The organism is Mesorhizobium sp. M1409 (genome assembly GCF_040317535.1).
Lineage (GTDB): Bacteria > Pseudomonadota > Alphaproteobacteria > Rhizobiales > Rhizobiaceae > Mesorhizobium.
The window spans coordinates 35,525-59,536 of record NZ_JAMYKV010000016.1 but is presented as its reverse complement, the minus strand read 5'-3'; the positions used below and the strand labels follow the sequence as shown (position 1 = coordinate 59,536).

Below are 24,012 nucleotides of genomic sequence, written 5' to 3'. Positions count from 1 at the left end.
TGCCGTCCCGCGGCTGTATTTCATGGTCATGATCAGCGTTTTGCGTTCGCCCGATTTCCAGCAGAGTCAGAGACTGCGCCTCAACACGCTGATCCGGCTGCGCTGGCTTGCCATCGTCGGTCAGAGCGTTGCGGTTCTCGTCGTTGCCTATGGCCTGAAGTTTCCGCTGCCGGTCAGCCTCTGCTTTGCCCTGATCGCCTGTTCGGCCTGGATGAACCTGTTTCTCGCCTTCCGTTTTCCGGCGGCGCACCGGCTCACTCCGCTCGCGGCCTTCGGCATCCTCATCTTCGACAGCCTGCAGCTTGCCGGCCTGCTCTACATGACCGGCGGCCTCACCAACCCGTTCTCGCTGCTGATGACCGTGCCCGTCGTCATTTCGGCGACCTCGCTGCCCCTGCGCCTGACCGCCATCCTCGGCGGGCTGGTGATGTCGGCGGCGACCTTGCTGGTCTTTGTCCATCTGCCGCTGCCCTGGCATGAAGGCGCGCCGCTGGAGATGCCCTTCATCTACGTCGCCGGTATGTGGATGGCGGTGCTGTCCTCGATCGCCTTCACCGCCATATACGCCTTCCGGGTGGCCGCCGAAGCACGGCTTCTGGCCAATGCGCTCGCCGCCACGGAGTTGGTGCTGCAGCGCGAGCAGCATCTTTCGGCGCTCGACGGGCTGGCCGCCGCGGCCGCGCACGAACTTGGGACGCCGCTCGCCACCATCGCGCTTGTCGCCAAGGAGATGGAAAAGGCCCTCGGCAACGATCTGAAATACGGGGAAGACGTGAAGCTGCTTCGCTCGCAGAGCGAGCGCTGCCGCGAAATCCTCAAGCGCCTGACCAGCCTGTCCTCCGAGGGCGAAGCGCATCTTTCGCGGCTGCCGTTGACCTCGCTGGTCGAGGAGGTCACCGCGCCGCATCGCGACTTCGGCATCTCGATCAAGCTTCGGCCTGGCGAACGCATCGGGCCCGAGCCGGTCGGGCGCCGCAATCCGGGCGTCATCTACGGCCTCGGCAATCTGGTCGAGAACGCCGTCGACTTCGCCCGCAAGAGCGTCACCGTCGGCTGGAGCTGGAACGAGGCCACCGTCACCTTCTCGATCATCGATGACGGACCGGGCTTTCCGGCCGAGATCATCGACCGCATCGGCGAGCCCTATATGTCGACGCGCCAGGGCAATGAAGGCGGCGGCGGCCTGGGGCTCGGCCTGTTCATCGCCAAGACTTTGCTCGAACGCTCTGGCGCGACGCTCGATTTCCGCAATTCGAGCGGCCTGGGCGAGGGCGCCGTGGTACAGATATCGTGGCCGCGTGGTGTGTTCCTCAATCCGGAAATCACTTCGGCCAGCATGTTCGACACCGCCTGAGAGCCTTGAAGGAGCTCTAAAAATTGGACAATGAGGCTCGGGAACTATATCTGCGTAAAATTAAGGCAGCAGGAATTTTGAGACTATGACAGGCGACGAAAATATTGGCGCAATGGTTGAAGGCGAGGACACCTCGCTGCTCATCGTCGATGACGACAAGCCGTTCCTTACGCGTCTGGCCCGCGCCATGGAAACCAGGGGATTCGTGGTCGAGACGGCCGAGAGCGTCGAGGAGGCGGTTGCCAAGGCGCGCGCCAATCCGCCCGCCTACGCCGTGGTCGACATGCGGCTTGGCGATGGCAACGGCCTCGACGTGGTCGCGGCCATCCGCGAAAAGCGCGACGATTCCCGCGCCATCATCCTTACCGGCTACGGCAACATCGCCACCGCGGTGACCGCGGTGAAGCTTGGCGCCGTCGATTACCTCTCCAAGCCCGCCGACGCCGACGATATCTTCGCGGCACTCACCCGCACCGCCGGCGAGCGCGCGGCGCCTCCGGAAAACCCGATGTCGGCCGACCGCGTCCGCTGGGAGCATATCCAGCGCGTCTATGAAATGTGCGAGCGCAATGTCTCAGAGACAGCGCGCCGGCTCAACATGCATCGCCGCACCTTGCAGCGGATACTAGCCAAGCGCGCGCCACGCTGAGAGACTGCTTGGAAACTCTACTCTGGCGGCCATCTGATGGCGTTTTCTGCGCTTCCGTTGCTCACGGACCAAATGTCCGCTGCGCTACGGTTCTCGAAACCGCCACCATATGACTCGCCAGAGCGAATTTCGAAACAGTCTCTGGGGCGCGGAACACAGTCCGATGCTTGCTCCACTGCCGGAGTTTGAGCATCATCGCGAGTGACGCGGCTTAACGGAGGCGACATGCGGGATTTGAAGCAGCGGCCGGTTTCCGTCTTCCGCGAATTCCTCGATAGTGAAGCGGCCGGCGGTATCGTCCTGATGGCGGCGGCGGCACTGGCTCTCATCGTCGCCAATTCGCCGCTGGCCGAAACCTACTTTTCCGCGCTCCACGCCTATCTCGGCCCGCTCAGCGTGTCGCACTGGGTCAATGACGGGTTGATGGCGGTGTTCTTCCTGCTCGTCGGGCTGGAGATCAAGCGCGAGATGCTGGATGGCCAGCTCTCCACCTGGCCCCGGCGCGCATTGCCCGGCATCGCCGCCGCCGGCGGCATGGTGGTTCCGGCGCTCGTCTATGTCGCCATCAACCGCGACAATACGGCGGCACTGTCGGGCTGGGCGATCCCGACCGCCACCGACATCGCCTTCGCGCTCGGCGTGCTGTCGCTGCTCGGCAGCCGCGTGCCGGCTTCGCTGAAGGTGTTCCTCACCGCGCTGGCCATCATCGATGATCTCGGCGCCGTCATCATCATCGCCATCTTCTACACCAGCGGTCTGTCGCTCACCTATCTCGGCGCCGCTTTCGCCGTCATCGCCGCGCTCGTCGTGCTCAACCGCATGCGAGTGATGACGTTGGTGCCCTACCTTGTGCTCGGCGCCATCCTGTGGGTGCTGGTGCTGAAATCGGGCGTCCATGCGACGCTTGCCGGCGTCGCGCTGGCGCTGACCATTCCGCTCGAACGCTCCGCCGGGATCGGCCACGATCTCGACCATTCGCCGCTGCACCGGCTCGAGCACGGCCTGCACAAGATAGTGCCCTTTGTCGTCATCCCGATCTTCGGCTTCGCCAATGCCGGCGTTTCGCTCGCCGGCCTCAGCTTTGGCGCGCTGATCGAGCCGTTGACGCTGGGTGTCGCCGCCGGCCTCGTGGTCGGCAAGCTGGTCGGCGTGTTCGGCTCCTCGGCGCTTGCCATCCGGTTCGGTCTTGCCGATCTGCCCGCCAACGCCGGCTGGGTGCACATGATCGGCATCTCGCTGCTGTGCGGCATCGGCTTCACCATGAGCCTGTTCATCGGCCTGCTCGCCTTCGCCAGTGACGTGGCATTGCAGGACGCGGTCAAGGTCGGCATCCTCGCCGGCTCCTTCATCGCCGCTATTCTGGGTGCCGCCGTGCTTTTGATGGCCCCGGCCGAGCGTGGGCTGGAAGAGGGTGAAGGGTAAGGCGATACCTACTCGCTCTCACCCTCGAGCGCCGGCACCGACACGCCGGCAAGTTCAGCCGCCAGCAGCCGTGAAGCGCCGGCCCGCGCGATCCGCAGCATCAGCGCCTTGCGCGTGGCCGCCGCCATGCGGTGCTCCGGCGCATCGCGCATGATTTCGGCGCCGTAGCCGTCGGAGAGGATAAAGCCGCACTCTTCGGGAAATATCTCCGAGGGCACGCCGGGATGGGTGGCGAAGAAGAAGCGGTCGGAGTGCAGCCGGTAGTCGGGCCATTTGCGGTCGACCCTGAAATCCTCGATCGAGGATTTGATCTCGATGATCCAGATGTCGCCCTGCCGGGTCAGCGCGACGAGGTCGGCACGGCGGCCGGTGGCCAGCGACAGTTCGGGCAGCACATGCGCGCCCATCTCCATGAGCAGCCGCTGCACGCCGCGCCGCACCAGCATGGCGCGTTCGGACTGGCGACCGTCGATGAGAGGGTTGATTTGGATGGGAGAGATGATCGGCATGACGGCAGCATGCCAGATTTTGTTCACGGTTTGAACCCCGCCCGCGGGGCGATTGACAAACTCGGCGGAATAGGAATATAATCCTCGAACAATCAACTGCCGACAGAGGGACGCGACGTCATGCCCCAAACGCCATGGGAAGTGCTGCTGATGAGCCTGCGTTGGGTCGCATTTCTGATTGCTGCCTTCCCATCTGCGAGGAACGGTCCAAAGAATCCCGATGCCCTGGATCGCTCCAAAGAAACCGCACCATCCCCATGCGCGATTCATATCAGCGCACCCGGATTCGCCAACTCGGCGACGAGCCAAGAAGTGGCCGGCGCATGCCGGTGGGACGGCATTGCCGAAGCCGCGTCGGCCACTGCGGCGATTTTTGGGGGTATGCCGCCCCACCAGACTAGCATCGGGAGACAAAAGGCGAGGGCTTTGGTAAAAACCGTACCGTCGAAGTCCGGAAGGCGGCTCTGGCTCACCGCCCCGTTTCATTCCATCCGAGGAATGGCGTCCTTGCTTGCCTGCGCCTCGGCATTCAGCAGCGCTTCATGCAGGTGCCCGGAGCGGTCACAGCAAGGCGATTTTATATTTGACAGACTCCGGCCCACTGCAGCGCCACGTTCGTTCCCCCTGATGACTCCCGCCCAGCGGCAGGCGCATAGCCTCTCTTTAAATTAGCTAGCGCGCATATAACGGAAAGGTGGTATTTTAGGAGGCAGCCGGAGCTCCCCCCTTACACCCCGCTCCGGTCAGGCCCGGTAGCGGTCCACCCAAAGGAAAGGCCACCGGGCCGCCGTCTTCCATCAACAGCTGGAAAATGGGGCCAAAGTCCGAGGTTCATACGCAAAAATCCGACAGTTCCGGAAATGTCCATTGGACGTACCGCCACTTTAGTCAGTCGACAGGTAAGTCGCGTCGACCCGCCCCATCAAAGGTAATGCCGGTCATCAGGATGACAACTCGCCCCCGCGCCTCAAATGTATATTCGTCGCCAAAATGGCCGACGCGGATGCCGGTGAGACAACATTGCCTAATCGCGTCGGCCATCTGCGGCGGATTTGGGATTGCCGCCTTTCAAGTTTAGCGCGGCTCAAAAGGTGGGCAATGCGCCTGGCTGCTTGGTTATGATCGTACAATCGAATGCCCATGTGCCTTTTTGCAACCAACCCATGGCCCGCTGGTTGACCCAATGCCGGGTTGATCCCCTGGCACTCCAGAGACTGCCCGCCGCCCCACAGCGGCGGGCCTTTTTTGCCCTGATCGGAAGTCTAGCCGACAGCGACGGCGCAGGCCCGACGAATGCGACTTCTTGTTTGCCGGCCTCGGTCAGAAGCGGATCCAGAAGGATCTGCGGAAACACCTGCGGCGCCAGTAACCGTGACGCCAATAGCGACGGCAAACCCGTCTCCACCCGCGACGGCGGCGATGCCACCTGCGATGCCGCACGAGCTCGATGCCGTCTTGGACGTCAGGACCATCCTGGTCGAGAATATCGTCGGACGGTTTGTCGAGTTCATCGAGAATGCCGGGTCCCGTATTCGGGATGCCGGCCAACGCAGTGGCGGGGCGCGCAAGTGCGACCACGGTCGCGGCCCCCGCCATTCCAAGCATTCCAGTCAGGAACAATCGCCGATCCATGCCAACCTCCATCGTTGATCATTGCGACAAGGATGAAATAGTGCGGTCGATTGACGCGCCCAGATATCGAAGGAAATTGTGCCGATCGAACTGCCGTGCGGCCGGCGGCGGACCTTTTTAGCGCCTGCTCGACAATCCGTGCGCCAAGGCGCCGCTCGATCATGGTCGATGCGAAGTCCTTATGCAGGGGCCGAAGCACCCTTGTCGCTGAGCAACGTCGCCCCCGCCATGTCATCAAGGATCGGGCAATCCGGCCTTTCGTCGCCATGGCAGGCGTGGATCAGCTTCTGCAAGGTCGAGCGCATCGACTGCAGTTCGCGCACCTTCTCCTCGATCGCCGCGACATGGGCGGCGGCGATCTCGCGCACGTCGTGGCTGGCGCGGCCGCGGTCCTTGTAAAGCGCCATCAGCTGCCGGCAATCATCGATGGAAAAGCCGAGATTGCGCGCGCGGCGCAAAAAGGTCAGCCGGTGGATGTCGTCTCCGGAATAGTCGCGGTAGCCGTTGGCGGCGCGCGCCGGGGCGATCAGGCCGATCTCTTCATAGTAGCGGATGGTCTTGGCCGGCAGGCCGGAGCGGTGGGCGGCGTCACCGACATTCATGATGGTTCTCCTCGATTCCTGGCGAAGCCGTGGGCCCGGTCATTGAATTTCCTCCACAATCCTGTGAGGGCTGTTGCCGAAATGCCATAGTAGTGCGCTTACCAGCACGTCAACTCCGGCATATAGGCATCGCGCGCTTGGCAAGCAAAGCAAATGCCAGCATGAATGATTGAGAGAAAGCGGCCGACTCGTGCCGCCGAAGTTGGGGCGGGGCACCGGATCACCTGATGCGCATGAAGTCGTTTGCTATCGTCGCCGCACTGGCGCTGTCCACTGCTATCGCCGGTTGCAGCACCATCGGCTCGCGGATTTTCTCCAACGACTACGGCGCCGTCACCGACGCCGGTTACCAACTGCCGCGCATCCCGATCGAGAAAGTGCCGATGAAGTACCATCGGCAGGAAGTGAACTACGACAGCCCGGAAAAACCGGGCACCATCATCGTCGATACGCAAAACAAGTTCCTCTACTTCATCGAAGATGACGGAAGGGCAATTCGCTACGGCATCGGCGTCGGCCGTGAAGGATTCGAGTGGCATGGCACCGCCCACATCGCGCTGAAGCGCGAATGGCCGACCTGGACGCCGCCGCGGCAGATGATCCAGCGCCAGCCCGAACTGGAAAAGTTTGCCAGCGGCATGGAGCCGGGCCTGAAGAACCCGCTCGGTGCGCGCGCCATGTACCTGTTCAACAAGGGCGGTGACTCGGGCTATCGCCTGCATGGCAGCCCGGAATGGAATTCGATTGGCAAAGCGATGTCGTCGGGCTGCATCCGCCTGATGAATCAGGACATTATCGACCTCTATGACCGCGCCTCGGTCGGCGCCAAGGTCATTGTTCTTTAGATCATGATTCCGAGAAAGCGGTATCGGTTCTCGGGAAAATCATGATCGGATAGAGGCAGCTTTCATACGCGGACCGTCTAGGCAACAACGGACGTCCCAAACAAAAAACCGGGCAATTTGGCCCGGTTTTTTGTTTTTTGCGATGGATCGAGTTTGTTAGCCGGCAAGACGGCGAGTTGAACGGTCAGGAGACCTGCTCGACCTGCTGCACTTCCGGCACGAAGTGACGCAGAAGGTTCTGGATGCCGTGCTTCAGCGTCGCCGTCGATGACGGGCAGCCGGCGCAGGCGCCTTTCATGTGCAGGAACACCGTGCCGTTCTCGAAGCCGCGGAAGGTGATGTCGCCGCCATCCTGGGCGACCGCCGGGCGCACCCGCGTATCGAGCAGTTCCTTGATGGTGATGACCAGTTCCTCGTCGGCCTTGTCGTAGAACTCGCCGGTCAGGCTGGTCTCGGCGGCAGGACCGGCCTTGGCCATGACAGGCGCGCCGGACATGAAATGCTCCATGATGGCGCCGAGGATCGCCGGCTTCAGATGCTGCCAGTCGGGGCCGTCCTTGGTCACGGTGATGAAGTCATAGCCGAAGAAAACACCGGTAACGCCGGGAATCTCGAACAGCCGGCCCGCCAGCGGCGAGGCAAGTGCGGCGCTGTCGGCATCGCGGAAATCGGCGGTGCCTTCCAGAAGCACTTCCTTGCCGGGCAGGAATTTCAGCGTCGCCGGATTTGGCGTCGATTCGGTCTGGATGAACATGGCCATCTCCGTGCCCGTTTCGGGCAGCTAGTTTGGAATAATTCTAAATAGGCTCAATCGGCTGGACATTCAAGCGAAACGCATCGCCGGAATGGCTGGCTGGCGGAATGTTTTTGCGCGCCTCGGTAGGTGCTCGAAGGTGTGTCGAGATTCAGGTCAGGCCGGCATCACCCCGACATCGATACATCTCAGGCGAGGCTGTCGATCTCCTCGTCCGAAAGATTCTGCGGCACGACCGTCACCGGGATCGGGAAGGCGGCACCCTTGCCGGCCACGGCGCCGACCAGCGGCCCCGGGCCTTCCTTGCCCGCACCGGCGGCCAGCACCAGGATGGCGATGTCCTGGTCTTCCTCGATCAATTTGTGGATCTCTTCCGTCGGCTTGCCTTCGCGCACCACCATCTCCGGCTCGATGCCAAGCTTCTGGCGCACCTTGCTGGCATAGCTGTCGAGTGCTGCGCGCGCCGTGGCGGTCGCCTCCTCGCGCATGATCTTCTCGACGCCCAGCCAGTGCTGGAAATCATCCGGCTCGATGACATAGAGCAGCACCAGCGTGCCGCTGGTGCTCTGCGCCCGCTTCGAGGCGTAGGCGACTGCGCGCTCACACTCCGGCGTGTCGTCGATGATCGCCAGGAACTTGCGGCGATGGCCGGCTTCGCGGCTGAGGCGTTTGGAGACCATGTCTTCTACTCGGTGTTACTGAGGCCGTAATCTGCCACCGCCACGGACCGGCGGCAAGCCGCCGGCCTTGGGGCAGTATGGTGCAGTGCGGCAGCGAGATCAGGCCTGCAGCAACCCGATGATGTCGCGGACCGTCTTCATCGTCGCTTCGGCCAGCACGCCGGCGCGCTCGCCGCCGTCCTTGAGCACCGCGTCGACATAGGTGCGGTCGTCGGAAATGCGGCGCATCTCGCTGGCGATCGGCGCCAGTCTTTCCACCGCAAGGTCTGCCAACGCCGGCTTGAACACCGAAAACTGCTGGCCGGCGAACTCCTTGAGCACATCCGCCTTCGACATCTCGGCGAGGCCAGCATAGATGCCGACCAGGTTTTCCGCCTCGGGCCGGGCGGCCAGACCGTCCAACTCGCTCGGCAACGCTTCCGGGTCGGTCTTGGCCTTGCGGATCTTCTTCGAGATGGCGTCGGCATCGTCGGTCAGGTTGATGCGCGACAGGTCCGACGGATCCGACTTCGACATCTTCTTCGAGCCGTCGCGTAGCGACATGATGCGCGCCGCCGGCCCGCCGATGACCGGCTCGGTCAGCGGGAAATAACCGTTCACGGTCTCTTCGCCGACCTGCATCTCGACGCCGACGCCAAGACCGGCGATGCGGCCGGAGAAGTCGTTGTTGAATTTCTGCGCGATGTCGCGGGTCAGCTCCAGATGCTGCTTCTGGTCCTCACCCACCGGGACATGCGTTGCACGATAGAGCAGAATGTCGGCAGCCATCAGGCTCGGATAGGCAAGCAGGCCGAGCGACGCGTTCTCGCGGTCCTTGCCGGCCTTGTCCTTGAACTGCGTCATGCGATTCATCCAGCCGATGCGCGCCACGCAATTGAAGATCCAGGCAAGCTCCGCATGCTGCATCACACGCGACTGGTTGAAGACGATGTGCTTCGTCGGGTCGATTCCCGAGGCCAGGAACGCAGCGGTGATCGACCGCGTCTGGTCGGCGAGGTCTTCATAAACGAGTTGGGCGGTCAGCGAATGCAGGTCGACGACGCAATAGATGCAGTCGGAAGTGTCCTGCAGGGCGACGAATTTCTTGATGGCGCCGAGATAGTTGCCGAGATGCAGATTGCCGGTCGGCTGGACGCCGGAAAAGACGAGTGGCTTGAAGGCGGTCATGGTTTCCTCATGGCTTGTGGAGGGCCGTTTCGCGCGCGGCGAAAGTCTTGCGACGGCGCGCTTATGAACGAGAGTGTGGAGCGGATCAAGAGGTTCGGTGATCGCGGCGGAGCAATTGCGTCAGGTCGGATTGCTTGTTCCCATGTTGTTGGGAGCGCGCTTATAGCGCTGGTCTCTTGACCTGCCAGCTTGGCGCCGCCCCTCATTGTCCTGCCGGACATTTCCCGTATAGAGACGGAGAGAAAGAGCCCGTCATCACCGGTTTCGCTAATCGCCAGCGCTGCAGAAACGCGCCGCGTTGCGGTCAGCTACTTTCTCCCCGTTTACGGGGAGAAATGCCCGGCAGGGCAATGAGCGCAGACATCGGCATTCATGATAGAGTGGGACCTATTCTGCATACGATCTGATGAAAAATAAATGCCCGTCGACATCAACATCGAAGCAGCTTTGAAGCGCCGCGCCCTCGAGACGCCGCTGGAAACAGCGGCGCGGCTTCGGGCCGAATTCGGAATCGAACTTAGCAAGCAAGTCGCGAGCCACTGCGAACCCGGTCTACGACGAGTTGTCTGGCGAAGACTGATGCTTGTCGACGGGGTCAATACAGTTGGGCTCACGGATCTGGAGACTGTTCCTTGACAGGGGGCGTGCCCTTCCGCCCAACATTGCGCCGGATCATGCCGAAGTCGGCGCCGCCGGTGGCAAATGCGGTGATGAAGTAGAGCAGCGCTCCGCCGGCGACCAGCGACAGCAGCGTCGTCGCCTTGACGACCAGCGGCGAGCCGGGTCCGAGCCTGACGGCGAACCAGTGCTCGGCGAAATAGAGCGCCGCCCCCATCACCACCGCCGACAGCACCAGCCGTGGAATGCGTTTCATCAGCGGCACGTCGCGGCCCCAATGGCCGCGCCGGATCAAGACGCCGAGCAGCATCAGCGCGTTGACCCAGCCGGCGACGGCCGAGGCCACCGCGATGCCGGGCGCGCCCATCCGGGGGAACAGCGTCAGCGCCGTCGTCACGTTCACCGCCACCGAGATGGCGGCAAAAATCATCGGCGCGCGCGTGTCCTCGCGGGCGAAATAGCCCGGGGTGAACGCCTTGATCAGCACGAAGGCCGGCAGGCCGAGGCCGAAGATCGCCAGGATCGCCGCCACCGTCGGTGTCGAACCGTTGGCGGCAAACGCGCCGCGCTCATAGACCAGCCGCACAATCGGTTCCGACATCACCCAGAGCGCGGCTGCAGCCGGCAGGGTCAGAAACAGCGTGAACTCGACCGAGCGGTTCTGCAGGTTGGCCGCTTCGATCAGATTGCCCGACTTCAGCGCCCGCGACAGTTCGGGCAACAGCACGATCGCCACCGCCACGCCGACCACGCCGAGCGGCAACTGGTAGATGCGGTCGGCATAGGCAAGCGAAGAGACAGCGCTGTTTTGCGCCGAGGCGATCGCCGTGCCGATCAGCTGGTTGATCTGAGTGATGCCGCCGGTGATTGCCGCCGGCAGCGCCAGGATCAGCAGCCGCTTGACAGCGGGCGTCATTTTCGGACGGCGGAAGCCGATCGAGATGCCCGCATGGCGCACCGCCACCCAGACGATCGCCAGTTGCACCAGCCCGGCGGCAAGCACGCCCCAGGACAGCCCGTAGCCGACGGTGAGTGCGTCGGAGCCCTTGTACCAGGCATAGGCGAGCACGCTGATCAGGATGACGTTGAGGAACACCGGTGCCACTGCCGCTGCGAAATAGCGGCGCAGCGAATTCAGCATGCCCGCCATCATGGCGCCCAGCGACATGCAGATCAGATAGGGGAACATGATCGTCGCCAGCGTCACCGTGGTGTCGAATTTCCCCGGTGTGCCGGCAAAACCCGGCGCCACCAGGTAGCGCACGATCAGCGGCATCGACAGTTCCATGATGATCGTCAGCGCCAGCAGCGCCGTGAACAGCACACCGAACACTTCCTCGGAAAAGCGCTTGGCGCCGTCGGTGCCGTGGGTCTCGATCTCCTTCGCGAACAGCGGCACGAAGGCGGCGTTGAAGGCGCCCTCGGCGAACAGCCGGCGAAACGTGTTGGGAAACTGGAAGGCGGCGTTGAAGGCGTCGGCGACCGGTCCGGTGCCGAGTGCGGCCGCCATCAGCATCTCACGGCCGAAGCCGAGCGCGCGGCTCATCAGCGTGCCGGAAGCGACCGTTGCAAATTTCTTGACGAGGCTCATGCGTTTGGAGACTGCCTGCGGGATAAGGACAAAGTGATGGCGGCGGTCACTCGGCCGCCGCCCTGGCCTTGCCGCCGCGTTCGGGCACGATGCCTTCGAGCGTTGCCATCAGCCGGTTGCGGATGGTGGCGATGCGGGCCGGGCTGTCGATCTTCTGGCCGGTGAGGTCGGTGACATAGAAGGTGTCGATGACCTTCTCGCCGAAGGTGGTGATGTGGGCCGATGCGATGTCGAGCGACAGGTCGGAAAGCGTTCCGGTGATCTCCGACAGCAGCCCCGGCCGGTCCAGGCCCTCGACCTCGACGACCGAAAAACGGTTCGACAGCGTGTTGCGGATTTCGGCGCGCGGCGGGATCTTGAACACCTTGGCGCCGCGCCGCGGCTTGGTGCGCTTCTCGATCATCTCCGGCAGCCAGCTCTTGCCAGACAGCACGTCCTCGATCAGCCGGCCGACGCGCTCGGCGCGCCGGCGCTCGTCCTCATCGCGGTCGAATTCTCTGCTGATCAGGATGGTGTCCAGGGCACGGCCGTCCGACGTCGTGAATATCTGTGCGTCGACGATGTTGCCGCCGGCTCCGGCGCAAGCCCCGGCGATGACCGAGAGCAGGCGGGGGTGGTCCTGCGCCAGCACGGTGATTTCGGTCACTGCCTCGAACTGGTGGGTCATGACCATGGTGGCGAGCTTCTTGCCCGCCACATCAGCCTCGCGGATGAACTCGGCATGGCGCAGCTGGTCGGCGAGATCGACGGTCAAAAGGTAGTTCTCGTAGTGCTGGCCGACATAGCGCTTGCGAGCCTTGTCCGGCCAACTGGCAAGTGCCTCGGCGAGACGCTCTCGCGCCGCCGCCGTGCGCTGGGCGCGCGACACTTCCGAAAAGCCGCCGGTCAAAAGCAGTTCGGTCTCGTAGTAGAGCGTGCGCAGCAACTGGCCCTTCCAGCCGTTCCAGACACCGGGTCCAACGCCCCTGATGTCGCAGACGGTCAGGATCAAAAGCAGCTTCAGCCGCTCGACCGACTGCACGATCGCGGCGAAATCCTCGATGGTCTTGCGGTCGTTGAGGTCGCGGGTCTGCGCCGTCATCGACATCACCAGGTGGTTCTCGACCAGCCAGGCAACGGTTTCGGTATCGGCCGGCGACAGCCCCATATGCGGGCAGATGCGCCGCGCGATCCTGGCACCGGCCTCGGAATGATCTTCAGGTCTGCCCTTGGCGATGTCGTGCAGCAGCACGGCGACATAGAGCGCCTCGCGGCTCTTCTTCAGCCCCGGCATCAGCGTGTGCGAGAGGGGATGGACCTTTTCGCCGTCGCCGCGCTCGATCTCGGCCAGCACGCCGATGCAGCGGATCAGGTGCTCGTCCACCGTGTAGTGGTGGTACATCGAGAACTGCATCATGGCGACGATCTTGCCGAAATCCGGGATCAGTCTGCCGAGCAGCCCAGCCTCGTTCATGCGGCGCAGATTGAGTTCGGCATTGCGGTCCGAGGTCAGGATGTCGAGGAACAGCCGGTTGGCCTCCTCGTCGCGCCGCAACGACTTGTTGACCAGGCCGAGCGAGCGGGTCAGCAGCTTCAGCGCATCGGGGTGGAACTCCAGGCCGTGCTTGTCGGCAAACCAGAACAATCTCAAAAGATTGACCGGATCGCGTTCGAACACCTGGTCGTCGGCGATGTTGATGCGGTGGTTGTCGACAATGAAGTCCGACGTGCCGGCCAGCTTGCGCTTGCGGCGCGAGAAGGTGAGGAAGATACGGTTGAAGCCCGGCACGTGCTTGGCCTGCTCTTCTTCGAGCGCGGCGCAGAAGATGCGGGTCAGGTCGCCGACATCCTTGGCGACGAGGAAATAGTGCTTCATGAAGCGCTCGACCGCCGACAGGCCGGGGTGAGTGGTGTAGCCGAGCCGTTCGGCGATCTCGCGCTGAATGTCGAAATGCAGCCGTTCCTCGGCCTTGCCGGTGAGGAAATGCATGTGGCAACGCACCGCCCACAGGAAATCCTCGGCCTTCTGGAACTCCCGGTATTCGCCCTCGGTGAAGACGCCCTTGTCGACCAGTTCCTGGCCGGTGCGCACCCGGTAGAAATATTTGCCGATCCAGAACAGCGTCTGCAGATCGCGCAGGCCGCCCTTGCCGTCCTTGACGTTGGGTTCGACGAGATAGCGGCTTTCGCCGGCCTTGGCATGGCGGTCGTCGCGTTCGGCAAGCTTGGCCTGGACATATTCGGGACCGGTCGTGCGCACCACCTCATGGTCGAAGCGCAGCATCAGCTCGTCATAGAGTTTTTCCTCGCCCCACAGGAAACGCGCTTCGAGGATCGAGGTGCGGATGGTGACGTCGGTGCGCGACAGGCGCAGGCATTCGTCGATGTTGCGGGTGGCGTGGCCGACCTTGAGCCCCAGGTCCCACAGCATGTAGAGCATGTATTCGACGGTCTGCTCGCCCCATGGCGTCTGCTTGTAGGGCAGCAGGAACAACAGGTCGATGTCGGACCCAGGCGCCAGCGTGCCGCGGCCATAGCCGCCGACGGCGACGACGGCCATGCGCTCCGCCGAAGACGGGTTCTTGACCCGGTAGACATGGGTGACGGCGAAATCGTAGAGCGCCCGGATGATCTCGTCCATGAGATGCGACAGCCGCGCCGCGCAGGCACTGCCGCCGCCGTCGTCCCGCAGCATGCGTTCGGCAATGGCGCGCCCGTCGGCCAGCCGCCCCTTGAGCAGCTGGAGCACACCGCTGCGCGCCGCCTGTCCGGAGCCGTCGCCTGCCTTGGCCGCGGTCTGCGCGGTCATCTCGCGGCGCAAGGCTTCGCCGTCGATCAGTTCGTCGAGCTTCAGGGAGATTCTTGCCATATGTCCGGGTCGGCCTCGCCTTTTCGGCGGCGTCTATAGCGCGTTTTCGCGGCGCTGGGTATGGGGCGGGAGGACGAGTCTCCGCGCGGACATTCGACACCCGCCGCCACAAAATCAAAACCGGCCCTTGACCTTCCAGTTACTGGAAGCCCTATCTCCGCGTCGCACACCGACCCATCGAGGCATTTTTCGCATGACGCATTCCGATCACGATCATCACGCGCATGGCGGCTGCTGTTCAGTAAAGGGCGCAGCACCTGCCGCACAGGCCGTCGTCCGCGACCCGGTCTGCGGTATGACCGTCGACCCGGCCGCCGGCAAGCCGACGGCCGAGCATGATGGCCATCTCTATCATTTCTGCAGTCAAGGCTGCCGCACGAAATTCGTCGCCGAGCCGGAAAAATTCCTGACGGCCACCGATCCGGTCTGCGGCATGAGCGTCGACCGTGCGACAGCCAGGCACTTTGCCCGCCACGAGGGTCAGGGTTTCTACTTCTGCTCCGCTGGCTGCCAGGCGAAATTCGAAGCGGAGCCGCAAAAATATCTCGGCGACAGGCCGGCGCCCCAGGAGATGCCCAAGGGCACGCAATACACCTGCCCGATGCATCCCGAAATCGTCCGTGACAAGCCCGGCGCCTGCCCCATCTGTGGCATGGCCCTGGAGCCGATGGGCGTGCCGACAGGCGATGAAGGGCCAAATCCCGAACTGGTCGATTTCACCAGGCGGCTCTGGGTGAGCGCGGCCCTGTCGGTCCCCCTTCTGATCATAGCTATGGCGCCCATGCTCGGCCTGACGTTTGAAGGCCTGGTCGAGGATCGGACAAAGGTCTGGATCGAGCTGGTACTGGCAAGTCCGGTGGTGCTTTGGGCTGCCTTCCCCTTCTTTCATCGCGGCTGGGATTCGATCCTCAACCGCAGCCCCAACATGTGGACCCTGATCTCGTTAGGCGTAGGTGCTGCCTATTTCTACAGCGTCGTCGCCACGCTGTTTCCGGACATTTTTCCGCATCAGTTCCGCGGCCATGGCGGTGCGGTGCCGGTCTATTTCGAGGCTGCCGCCGTCATCGTCGCGCTGGTCTTCCTCGGCCAGGTATTGGAGCTGCGTGCCCGTGAAAAAACCGGATCGGCGATCCGCGCCTTGCTTGATCTCGCGCCGAAGACCGCGCGGCTGATCGTCGCCGACGGTTCCGAAAGCGATGTGCCGCTTGACGCGGTCAAGGCCGGCGATCGCCTGCGCATCCGTCCCGGCGACGCGGTGCCGGTCGACGGCACGGTGCTGGAAGGCCGTTCCTCGGTCGACGAATCGATGATCACGGGTGAACCGTTGCCGGTCGAAAAGACTGAAGGCGATGCCTTGACCGGCGGCACGCTCAACAGACAAGGTTCGCTGATCATGCGCGCCGAGCGGATCGGCTCCGAGACGACGCTGGCGCGCATTGTCGAGCTCGTCGCCAAGGCACAACGCTCGCGCGCCCCGATTCAAGGGTTGGCCGATCGCGTTTCTTTCTACTTTGTGCCGACCGTCGTCCTTGTCGCGATCGCCGCTTTCATCGCCTGGGCCGTGATTGGACCCGAACCGAGCCTGATCTTTGCCATCGTCTCGGCTGTGTCGGTGCTGATCATCGCTTGCCCCTGTGCGCTCGGCCTCGCCACGCCGATGTCGATCATGACCGCCACTGGGCGCGGGGCGCACGCCGGCGTACTGATCAAGGAAGCCGCCGCGCTCGAACGCTTCGCCTCCGTCGACACACTGATCGTCGACAAGACGGGTACGCTGACCGAGGGCCGGCCGAAACTGACCGATGTCGTTGCGGCAAACGGCTTTTCCGAAGACGAATTGCTGGCGCTTGCCGCGGGTTTGGAAAAAGGCTCGGAGCATCCGCTGGCCGAAGCCATCGTCGAAGGCGCCGCCACGCGCGGTGTGACCGTTGCCGAGGCCAGCGGCTTCGAGGCGGTCACCGGCAAGGGCGTTTCCGGCACGGTGTCGGGAAAGAAGGTCGCGCTCGGCAATGCCGCGATGATGGCCGATCTAGGGATCGACACCGGGTCAGTCTCGGCTAGGGCCGAGGCACTGCAGACCGAAGGCAAGACGGCGATGTTCGTCGCCGTCGGCAACAGACTGGCCGGCCTTGTCGCTGTCGCCGACCCGGTCAAGGCGACCACCGCCGAGGCAATCAAGGCGCTGCATGACAGCGGCTTGAGGATCATCATGGCGACCGGCGACAATGAACGCACGGCCAACGCCATCGCCAGAAGCCTCGGCATCGATGAGGTTCGCGCAGGCCTGCTTCCGGAACAGAAGGCGGCCCTCGTCGAGGAACTGCGCGCCAAAGGCGCGGGCGTCGCCATGGCCGGCGACGGCGTCAACGACGCACCCGCGCTTGCCGCCGCCGATGTCGGCATCGCCATGGGCACCGGTGCCGATGTCGCGGTCGAAAGCGCCGGCATCACGCTGGTCAAGGGCGACCTCAACGGCATCGTGCGGGCGCGCACGCTGGCCCAGGCGACGATCCGCAACATCCGCCAGAACCTGTTCTTCGCCTTCCTCTACAATGTGCTTGGCGTGCCGGTCGCCGCCGGTGTGCTCTATCCGCTCACCGGCACGCTTTTGTCGCCGATGCTGGCTGCGGCGGCGATGAGCCTGTCCTCGGTGTCGGTGATATCAAACGCCCTGCGGCTGAGAACATTGAAACTCTGATCCAAGCTCCCAAATACGAAACCTACCCAACAGGAGACCATGAATGACCTTGGCTAGAAAACTCGTGCTTTTGCTGATGGCGGCCGGAATGCTGGTTGCCGTCTTCCTCGAAAGCGTTCCGGCGCAGAGCGAAGAGATGAAACACGACATGGGCGCCATGGCGACGGACGCGACCAGTCCTTCGACCGAAGGCTACAAGGCGGCGATGGACAAGATGCATGCCGACATGATGGCGTCCGAGTACACCGGCAATGCCGATGCCGATTTCGTCCGCAGCATGATCCCGCACCATCAAGGCGCCATCGACATGGCCAAAGTCGTGCTTGCCAACGGCAAGGATCCGGAAATCCGCAAGCTGGCCGAAGGCGTCATCGCCGCTCAGGAAGCCGAGATCAAGCAGATGCAGGCATGGCTCGCCGCTCATCCGGTGAAGTAAGGTTCAGGCAACCGCCAAGGCGGCGAGAACGCCTGTGGATTTCTCGCCCAGCCTGTGATGCGATCCGGCCCCACTGGAGCCCGCCATGCCATCGACCATCAGAACCACCAAACTGCCCTCAGGCGAAGCCGTTCAGGTGCTTGGTCAAGGCACGTGGAAGATGGGCGAGGATATCGGTCGCCGTGCCGATGAGGTGAATGCCCTCAAGCTCGGCCTCGACCTTGGCATCACGCTGATCGACACCGCCGAAATGTATGCAAGCGGCGGCGCCGAGGAGGTGGTGGCCGAGGCTATTGCCGGGCGCCGCGACGAGACCTTCCTGGTCTCGAAAGTTCTGCCATCGAACGCTTCGCGCGCGGGCGTGCAGCGCGCCTGTGAAAACAGCCTGAAGCGCCTGCGCACCGACCGCATCGATCTCTATCTGCTGCATTGGCCCGGCAGCGTGCCGCTGGCGGAAACGGTCGCGGCCTTCGAGGCCCTGAAAAAAGCCGGCAAGATCCGCCACTGGGGCGTCAGCAATTTCGACGCCGACGAGATGGAAGAGTTGGTCGGCTTGCCCGACGGCGGCAATGTCCAGACCAACCAGGTGCTCTACAATCTGGTCCGGCGTGGCCTCGAATTCGACCTGGCGCCATGGAGCCGGCAGCGCGGCATCCCCTTGATGGCCTATTCGCCGGTCGAGCAGGGCACGCTGGCGCGCAATGCCAGGCTCGACGCCGTCGCCACCCGCCACAATGCGACCCCGGCGCAAATCGCCTTGGCCTGGGTGATGCACCAGGAGAGCGTCATCGCCATTCCGAAAGCCAGCAGCCAGCAGCACGTCCGCCAGAATGTCGCCGCGCTGGATATCAAGCTTACCGGCGAAGACCTCACCGAACTCGACCGCGCCTTCCCGGCGCCGACACGCAAGCGCGGGCTGGAGATGATCTAGGCGCTGATAGTGCAGGCCGCATTCCGTCACACCCCCCTCTGTCCTGCCGATCTTTACCGGCTCGCCAGCCCCTTCAGCCGGTAGAGCGCCTCCAGCGCCTCGCGCGGCGTCATCTCGTCGGGATTGATCGCGCCGAGCGCGTCGCCGAGCGCATCGTTTTTCGTCGGCTTCGGCGCTTCGCGCTTCACCGCCACCGAAAACAGCGGCAGGTCGTCGACCAGGCGATTGGTCTTGCCTGAGACCTCGCCTTCTTCGAGCTGATGCAGCACTTCCTTGGCCCGGTCGACCACCGCCTCCGGCAGCCCGGCCAACCGTGCCACCTGCACGCCGTAGGAGCGGTCGGCGGCACCCTTGCCGACCTCATGCAGGAAGACGACGTCGTTCTCCCATTCCTTGACCCGCATGGTGACGTTGTGCAGTCGCACCAGCTTGCCGGCGAGCGACGTCATCTCGTGGAAATGGGTGGCGAAGATCGCCCTGCAGCGGTTCTTCTCGTGCAGATATTCGACCGCAGCCCAGGCGATCGACAGGCCGTCGAAGGTGGCGGTGCCGCGGCCGATCTCGTCGAGGATCACCAGCGCGCGCTCGCCGGCCTGGTTGAGGATTGCCGCCGTCTCGACCATCTCGACCATGAAGGTCGAGCGGCCGCGCGCCAAATCGTCCGAGGCGCCGACACGCGAGAACAGCCGGTCGACGACGCCGATATGGGCTGATGCCGCCGGCACGAACGAGCCGGTCTGGGCCAGGATGGCGATCAGCGCGTTCTGCCGCAGGAACGTCGACTTGCCGCCCATGTTGGGGCCGGTCAAAAGCCAGATCGCGCCGTTCCTGGCACTACCCTCCGGCGACAGGTCGCAATCATTGGCGACGAATGGGCCTTCGCCTGAGCGGCGCAGCGCCTGCTCGACCACCGGATGCCGCCCGCCCTTGATCTCGAAGGCAAGGCTCGAATCCACCACCGGCCGGCACCAGGCTTCGCTTTCCGACAAGAGCGCGAGTGCCGCCGACACGTCGAGCACGGCCAGCGCATCGGCGCCGGCGCGGATCTTTTCGGCTTCGCCAACCGCCTCCGCAGTCAGCGCATCGAAGGCGGCCAGCTCAATGCTGAGCGCCCGGTCGGCGGCATTGGCGATCTTGGTCTCGAGTTCGGCAAGCTCGGTCGTGGTGAAACGCATGGCGTTGGCCATGGTCTGGCGGTGGATGAAGCGCGCCTTGGCGCCATCGCTGCCGGTCATCACCGCATGATGGTTGGCGGTCACCTCGATGTAGTAACCGAGCACATTGTTGTGCCGGATCTTCAGCGAGCGGATGCCGGTTTCGTCGATCAGCGAGCGCTCCAGCCCGGCGATGACTTTTCGCGATTCGTCGCGCAGCGCCCGCATCTCGTCGAGATCCGGATGGTAGCCGCCGCGAACGAAGCCGCCATCGCGCTTGAGCAGTGGCAGTTCGTCGCCAAGCGCCTGCGTCAGATGTTGGGCCAATGCCTGGGGCAGCGCCTGAATGGCGGCCAATGCCGCCGTGAGTTCCTGGGGCAGGGCGGTCGCGGCAAAAATTTCAGCGATCGCGCCGGCCGCCTCGAAACCGGCGCGCAGCGCGCCGAGGTCGCGCGGCCCGCCCCGGTTGAGCGCCAGCCTGGACAGCGCGCGCGGCATATCTGCGACGCTCTTCAGGCTCGATCGCACCGCCTGGCAGAGCCGCGTCTCGGAGCGGAAGAACGACACCGAATCCAGCCTGGCACCGATCGCTGCCGGGTCGGTCAGCGGCGCCATCAGCCGGTCGGCGAGCAGCCTTGCACCGCCACCGGTGACCGTGCGGTCGATCGCCTTGAACAGCGAGCCTTCGCGGCTGCCCGACAATGTACGCAGCAGTTCGAGATTGCCGCGCGTCGCCGGATCGATGAACAGCGTCGAGCCCTGCTCCTCGCGCTCGGGACGTGACAGCGGCGGGCGCTCGGCCTTCTGCGTCTTCTCGACATAGGCGATAGCGCCGGAGATCGCCGACAGCTCGGCACGCGAAAACAAGCCAAAGGAGTCCGGCGTCGCCACATCGAAGAAGCGGGCGATGCGCCCGGTGGCCGAGGCCGAATCGAACAGCGACGGCGGCTGCGGGCTGGCGACTCGGCCGAGCACGTCGAACACCGGCTTCAGCTCCGGATCATGGAACACCGGCTCGGCGACGATCAATTCACGCGGATCGACACGGAAGATGTCGGCCAGCAGCCGGTCGGCGGTGGTGTCGGTGACGCGGAAGGCGCCGGTCGAAATGTCGATCCAGGCCAGCGCAACGGCGTGATCGCTGCCGCCACCCTTCACCCGCCCCAGCGCCATCAGGAAACTCGATTCCGATGGCGCCAACAATTTGTCCTCTGTGATGGTGCCCGGCGTCACCAGTCGCACCACGTCGCGGCGCACCACCGATTTTGAGCCGCGTTTCTTCGCCTCGGCCGGATCCTCGATCTGCTCGCAGACGGCAACGCGGAATCCCTGGCCGATTAGCTTCTGCAGATAATCGTCGGCCGCATGCACCGGCACGCCGCACATCGGAATGTCGAGCCCTTGATACTTGCCGCGCTTGGTCAGCACGATGCCCAGCGCCCGGCTCGCCTTCTCGGCATCGTCGAAGAACAGCTCGTAGAAATCGCCCATGCGGTAGAACAGCAGCGAATCCGGGTTCGCCGCCTTGATCTCGATGAACTGCTCTATCATCGGCGTGGCGCCGGCGGTGGGCAACGGCGTCATGGCCTCGGGGGCGTCCGGCTCGTTCGGAGTATGCATGTTCATGCACGGCACGCTAGCAGATGTGATCGCGCGGTTTAATGCCGAGGCTTCGAAAAACAGGGGACGACCGGGCTGCCGGGTGTTCGCAATTTCCTGGACGACCCGCGATTCCCAAGTGCTGGCGGTTTACACGCGGCGGCGCGTGGTCTTAATTCGGATCGAAACAAAGCACCCGCTTCAACGAGGTGCTGCACCGGTGAGGAAATCAAGAACATCATGGCCAGGAAAACCGAGAACAACGGTCCGTCCGTCAGCGCGCAGGAAGCGCTTGAATTCCACGCCATGGGGCGCCCCGGCAAGCTGGAAGTCGTCGCCACCAAGCCGATGGCAACGCAACGTGATCTGAGCCTCGCCTATTCGCCTGGTGTCGCGGTTCCGGTTCTGGCCATCGCCGAGGACCCCAGCCGCGCCTTCGACTACACGACGCGCGGCAACATGGTCGCCGTCATTTCCAACGGCACCGCCATCCTCGGCCTCGGCAATCTCGGCGCGCTGGCCTCCAAGCCGGTGATGGAAGGCAAGGCGGTGCTGTTCAAGCGCTTCGCCGATGTCGATTCCATCGACCTCGAGGTCGACACCGAGGATGCCGACGAGTTCATCAACTGCGTGCGTTTCCTTGGGCCCTCTTTCGGCGGCATCAACCTGGAGGACATCAAGGCGCCGGAGTGCTTCATCATCGAGCAGCGGCTGCGCGAATTGATGGACATCCCGGTCTTCCACGACGACCAGCACGGCACCGCCATCATCTCGGCCGCCGGCCTGATCAACGCGCTGGAGGTCACCGGCCGCGACATGAAGACCACGAAGATGGTCTGCAACGGCGCCGGTGCGGCCGGCATCGCCTGTATCGAGCTGATGAAGGCGATGGGCTTCGCGCCCGAAAACATCACTTTGTGCGACACCAAGGGCGTGGTCTTCCAGGGGCGCACCGAAGGCATGAACCAGTGGAAGTCGGCGCATGCGATCAAGACCGAGGCGCGCAGCCTCGCCGAGGCGCTCGACGGCGCCGACGTCTTCCTCGGCCTCTCCGCCAAGGGCGCGCTGACCACCGCCATGGTGCGGTCGATGGCCAAGAACCCGATCATCTTCGCCATGGCCAATCCCGACCCGGAAATCACGCCGGAGGAAGTGGCCGAGATCCGCACCGACGCCATCATGGCCACCGGGCGTTCTGATTATCCCAATCAGGTCAACAACGTGCTCGGCTTCCCCTACATCTTCCGCGGTGCGCTGGATGTGCGGGCAACCACCATCAATGACGACATGAAGATCGCCGCCGCGCAGGCGCTGGCAGCGTTGGCGCGCCAGGACGTGCCCGACGACGTCGCCGCCGCCTATCAGGGCAACCGGCCGAAATTCGGCCCCAACTACATCATCCCGGTGCCGTTCGACCCGCGCCTGATCTCGGCCATTCCGATCGCGGTGGCCAAGGCGGCGATGGATTCAGGCGTCGCCCGCAAGCCGATCCTCGATCTCGACCGCTACGCACAGGAACTCTCCGCCCGCCGCGATCCGATCGCCTCGACCCTGCAGCGCATCTACGACCGCGTGCGCCGCCAGCCCAAGCGCATGGTCTTCGCCGAGGGCGAGGAGGAGCAGGTTATGCGCGCCGCCGTCTCCTATGTGAACCAGAAGCTCGGCACCGCCATCCTGCTCGGCCGCGACGACGTTATCAAGGACAACGCCAAGCTCGCCGGCATAGACCTCAACAAGCAAGGAATCGAGATCATCAATGCACGGCTGTCGCGCCGCAACGGCATCTACACCGACTATCTCTACGAGCGCATGCAGCGCAAAGGCTTCCTGTTCCGCGACTGCCAGCGGCTGATCAACAACGACCGCAATCACTTCGCCGCCTGCATGGTGGCGCTGGGCGATGCCGACGGTATCGTCACGGGCGTGACCCGCAACTATTCCACCGCGCTCGACGACATCCGCCGCGTCATCGATGCCAAGCCCGGCCACCGCGTCATCGGCGTGTCGATCGTGCTGGCGCGGGGCAAGACCGTGCTGGTCGCCGACACCGCCGTGCACGATATGCCGAACGCCGAGCAGATCGCCGACATCGCCGAGGAGGCGGCAGGCTTTGCCCGCCGCATGGGCTACGAGCCGAGGCTCGCCATGCTTGCCTATTCGACATTCGGCCATCCGCAGGGCGAGCGCTCCGAACGCGTCCAGGAAGCCGTGCGCATCCTCGACAAGCGCCGCGTCGATTTCGAGTATGACGGCGAGATGGCCGCCGACGTCGCGCTCAACGCCCGCGCCATGGCGCAATACCCGTTCATCCGGCTGACCGGCCCGGCCAATGTGCTGATCATGCCGGCCTTCCATTCGGCCTCGATCTCGACCAAGATGCTGCAGGAACTCGGCGGCTCGACGGTGATCGGCCCGCTGCTGGTGGGGCTGAACAAGCCGGTTCAGATTGTATCGCTCAATGCCAAGGACTCAGACATCGTCAACATGGCGGCGATCGCGGCGTATACGGCGGGGACTTGACGA

General features: G+C 63.9%; 18 protein-coding genes. 10 read left to right on the top strand and 8 right to left on the bottom strand.

The genetic code is table 11. From position 1 onward, the window contains the following. The first annotated feature begins 22 nt into the window (after positions 1-22). The 3 genes from NKG99_RS15180 to nhaA all read left to right on the top strand — a co-directional run bounded on the left by NKG99_RS15180 (position 23) and on the right by nhaA (position 3,425). Positions 23-1,354, top strand: coding sequence for an ActS/PrrB/RegB family redox-sensitive histidine kinase (locus NKG99_RS15180; RefSeq protein WP_352869002.1), 1,332 nt, complete (start codon positions 23-25; stop codon positions 1,352-1,354). Between the two features lie 85 nt (positions 1,355-1,439). Further along, positions 1,440-2,003 carry an ActR/PrrA/RegA family redox response regulator transcription factor gene (locus NKG99_RS15175; protein ID WP_023762754.1) on the top strand — a complete coding sequence of 188 codons (564 nt, stop codon included), beginning with the start codon at positions 1,440-1,442 and terminating at the stop codon, positions 2,001-2,003. Between the two features lie 225 nt (positions 2,004-2,228). Then, positions 2,229-3,425: a Na+/H+ antiporter NhaA gene (gene nhaA / locus NKG99_RS15170; RefSeq protein ID WP_352868999.1), complete on the top strand. Its 1,197-nt coding sequence runs from the start codon at positions 2,229-2,231 to the stop codon at positions 3,423-3,425. A gap of 8 nt (positions 3,426-3,433) precedes the next feature. Here the strand turns inward: nhaA and NKG99_RS15165 are convergent, their stop codons facing one another. Further along, complete coding sequence (locus NKG99_RS15165; protein WP_352869159.1) at positions 3,434-3,934, bottom strand: MmcB family DNA repair protein; 501 nt, start codon at positions 3,932-3,934, stop codon at positions 3,434-3,436. Between the two features lie 1,431 nt (positions 3,935-5,365). On the opposite strand from NKG99_RS15165, the gene NKG99_RS15160 reads away from it, so the two are divergent. Beyond that, positions 5,366-5,584 (top strand): hypothetical protein, encoded by a 219-nt coding sequence (locus NKG99_RS15160; RefSeq protein WP_352868996.1) that lies wholly within the window; start codon positions 5,366-5,368, stop codon positions 5,582-5,584. A 161-nt stretch (positions 5,585-5,745) separates the two neighbouring features. Here the strand turns inward: NKG99_RS15160 and cueR are convergent, their stop codons facing one another. Then, complete coding sequence (cueR, locus tag NKG99_RS15155; RefSeq protein ID WP_352868993.1) at positions 5,746-6,168, bottom strand: Cu(I)-responsive transcriptional regulator; 423 nt, start codon at positions 6,166-6,168, stop codon at positions 5,746-5,748. A gap of 227 nt (positions 6,169-6,395) precedes the next feature. Here cueR and NKG99_RS15150 point away from each other — a divergent pair, with 227 nt between their 5' ends. After that, positions 6,396-7,013, top strand: a complete 618-nt coding sequence (locus NKG99_RS15150; RefSeq protein WP_352868990.1) for a L,D-transpeptidase — start codon at positions 6,396-6,398, stop codon at positions 7,011-7,013. Positions 7,014-7,197: 184 nt separating this feature from the next. Here the strand turns inward: NKG99_RS15150 and NKG99_RS15145 are convergent, their stop codons facing one another. From NKG99_RS15145 to trpS, 3 genes are all read right to left on the bottom strand, one after another. Next, positions 7,198-7,767, bottom strand: coding sequence for a NifU family protein (locus NKG99_RS15145; RefSeq protein WP_352868987.1), 570 nt, complete (start codon positions 7,765-7,767; stop codon positions 7,198-7,200). A gap of 188 nt (positions 7,768-7,955) precedes the next feature. Continuing rightward, on the bottom strand, positions 7,956-8,447 hold the full coding sequence (locus tag NKG99_RS15140; RefSeq protein ID WP_352634367.1) for a universal stress protein: 492 nt from the start codon (positions 8,445-8,447) through the stop codon (positions 7,956-7,958). A gap of 99 nt (positions 8,448-8,546) precedes the next feature. Next, positions 8,547-9,614, bottom strand: coding sequence for a tryptophan--tRNA ligase (gene trpS, locus NKG99_RS15135; protein ID WP_352868984.1), 1,068 nt, complete (start codon positions 9,612-9,614; stop codon positions 8,547-8,549). Between the two features lie 417 nt (positions 9,615-10,031). Between trpS and NKG99_RS15130 the strand changes: the two genes are divergently transcribed. Then, complete coding sequence (locus NKG99_RS15130) at positions 10,032-10,250, top strand: hypothetical protein (protein ID WP_352868982.1); 219 nt, start codon at positions 10,032-10,034, stop codon at positions 10,248-10,250. Here the strand turns inward: NKG99_RS15130 and murJ are convergent. Together murJ and NKG99_RS15120 are read right to left on the bottom strand one after the other, a co-directional pair. After that, positions 10,225-11,823 carry a murein biosynthesis integral membrane protein MurJ gene (murJ, locus tag NKG99_RS15125; protein ID WP_352868979.1) on the bottom strand — a complete coding sequence of 533 codons (1,599 nt, stop codon included), beginning with the start codon at positions 11,821-11,823 and terminating at the stop codon, positions 10,225-10,227. The genes NKG99_RS15130 and murJ overlap by 26 nt on opposite strands. A gap of 46 nt (positions 11,824-11,869) precedes the next feature. After that, positions 11,870-14,671, bottom strand: a complete 2,802-nt coding sequence (locus NKG99_RS15120) for a [protein-PII] uridylyltransferase (RefSeq protein ID WP_352868976.1) — start codon at positions 14,669-14,671, stop codon at positions 11,870-11,872. A gap of 193 nt (positions 14,672-14,864) precedes the next feature. Between NKG99_RS15120 and NKG99_RS15115 the strand changes: the two genes are divergently transcribed. The 3 genes from NKG99_RS15115 to NKG99_RS15105 all read left to right on the top strand — a co-directional run bounded on the left by NKG99_RS15115 (position 14,865) and on the right by NKG99_RS15105 (position 18,736). Then, positions 14,865-17,369, top strand: coding sequence for a heavy metal translocating P-type ATPase (locus NKG99_RS15115; RefSeq protein WP_352868973.1), 2,505 nt, complete (start codon positions 14,865-14,867; stop codon positions 17,367-17,369). A 43-nt stretch (positions 17,370-17,412) separates the two neighbouring features. Beyond that, positions 17,413-17,805, top strand: coding sequence for a CopM family metallochaperone (gene copM, locus NKG99_RS15110; RefSeq protein ID WP_352868970.1), 393 nt, complete (start codon positions 17,413-17,415; stop codon positions 17,803-17,805). 85 nt (positions 17,806-17,890) lie between these two features. Then, positions 17,891-18,736, top strand: a complete 846-nt coding sequence (locus NKG99_RS15105) for an aldo/keto reductase (protein WP_352868967.1) — start codon at positions 17,891-17,893, stop codon at positions 18,734-18,736. 53 nt (positions 18,737-18,789) lie between these two features. On the opposite strand, the gene mutS is transcribed toward NKG99_RS15105, so the two are convergent. After that, the gene (gene mutS, locus NKG99_RS15100) at positions 18,790-21,516 is read right to left on the bottom strand and encodes a DNA mismatch repair protein MutS (protein WP_352868964.1); all 2,727 of its coding nucleotides are present in this window, start codon (positions 21,514-21,516) and stop codon (positions 18,790-18,792) included. A gap of 213 nt (positions 21,517-21,729) precedes the next feature. Here mutS and NKG99_RS15095 point away from each other — a divergent pair, with 213 nt between their 5' ends. Then, positions 21,730-24,009 carry an NADP-dependent malic enzyme gene (locus NKG99_RS15095; RefSeq protein ID WP_352868961.1) on the top strand — a complete coding sequence of 760 codons (2,280 nt, stop codon included), beginning with the start codon at positions 21,730-21,732 and terminating at the stop codon, positions 24,007-24,009. Positions 24,010-24,012 lie beyond the last annotated feature (3 nt).

Bases quoted from the DNA above. Each gene is read 5' to 3' on its own strand.
- NKG99_RS15180 (WP_352869002.1), top strand. From the start codon at position 23: ATGGTCATGATCAGCGTTTTGCGTTCGCCCGATTTCCAGCAGAGTCAG.
- NKG99_RS15175 (WP_023762754.1), top strand. From the start codon at position 1,440: ATGACAGGCGACGAAAATATTGGCGCAATGGTTGAAGGCGAGGACACC.
- nhaA (WP_352868999.1), top strand. From the start codon at position 2,229: ATGCGGGATTTGAAGCAGCGGCCGGTTTCCGTCTTCCGCGAATTCCTC.
- NKG99_RS15165 (WP_352869159.1), bottom strand. From the start codon at position 3,934: ATGCCGATCATCTCTCCCATCCAAATCAACCCTCTCATCGACGGTCGC.
- NKG99_RS15160 (WP_352868996.1), top strand. From the start codon at position 5,366: ATGCCGCACGAGCTCGATGCCGTCTTGGACGTCAGGACCATCCTGGTC.
- cueR (WP_352868993.1), bottom strand. From the start codon at position 6,168: ATGAATGTCGGTGACGCCGCCCACCGCTCCGGCCTGCCGGCCAAGACC.
- NKG99_RS15150 (WP_352868990.1), top strand. From the start codon at position 6,396: ATGCGCATGAAGTCGTTTGCTATCGTCGCCGCACTGGCGCTGTCCACT.
- NKG99_RS15145 (WP_352868987.1), bottom strand. From the start codon at position 7,767: ATGTTCATCCAGACCGAATCGACGCCAAATCCGGCGACGCTGAAATTC.
- NKG99_RS15140 (WP_352634367.1), bottom strand. From the start codon at position 8,447: ATGGTCTCCAAACGCCTCAGCCGCGAAGCCGGCCATCGCCGCAAGTTC.
- trpS (WP_352868984.1), bottom strand. From the start codon at position 9,614: ATGACCGCCTTCAAGCCACTCGTCTTTTCCGGCGTCCAGCCGACCGGC.
- NKG99_RS15130 (WP_352868982.1), top strand. From the start codon at position 10,032: ATGCCCGTCGACATCAACATCGAAGCAGCTTTGAAGCGCCGCGCCCTC.
- murJ (WP_352868979.1), bottom strand. From the start codon at position 11,823: ATGAGCCTCGTCAAGAAATTTGCAACGGTCGCTTCCGGCACGCTGATG.
- NKG99_RS15120 (WP_352868976.1), bottom strand. From the start codon at position 14,671: ATGGCAAGAATCTCCCTGAAGCTCGACGAACTGATCGACGGCGAAGCC.
- NKG99_RS15115 (WP_352868973.1), top strand. From the start codon at position 14,865: ATGACGCATTCCGATCACGATCATCACGCGCATGGCGGCTGCTGTTCA.
- copM (WP_352868970.1), top strand. From the start codon at position 17,413: ATGACCTTGGCTAGAAAACTCGTGCTTTTGCTGATGGCGGCCGGAATG.
- NKG99_RS15105 (WP_352868967.1), top strand. From the start codon at position 17,891: ATGCCATCGACCATCAGAACCACCAAACTGCCCTCAGGCGAAGCCGTT.
- mutS (WP_352868964.1), bottom strand. From the start codon at position 21,516: ATGAACATGCATACTCCGAACGAGCCGGACGCCCCCGAGGCCATGACG.
- NKG99_RS15095 (WP_352868961.1), top strand. From the start codon at position 21,730: ATGGCCAGGAAAACCGAGAACAACGGTCCGTCCGTCAGCGCGCAGGAA.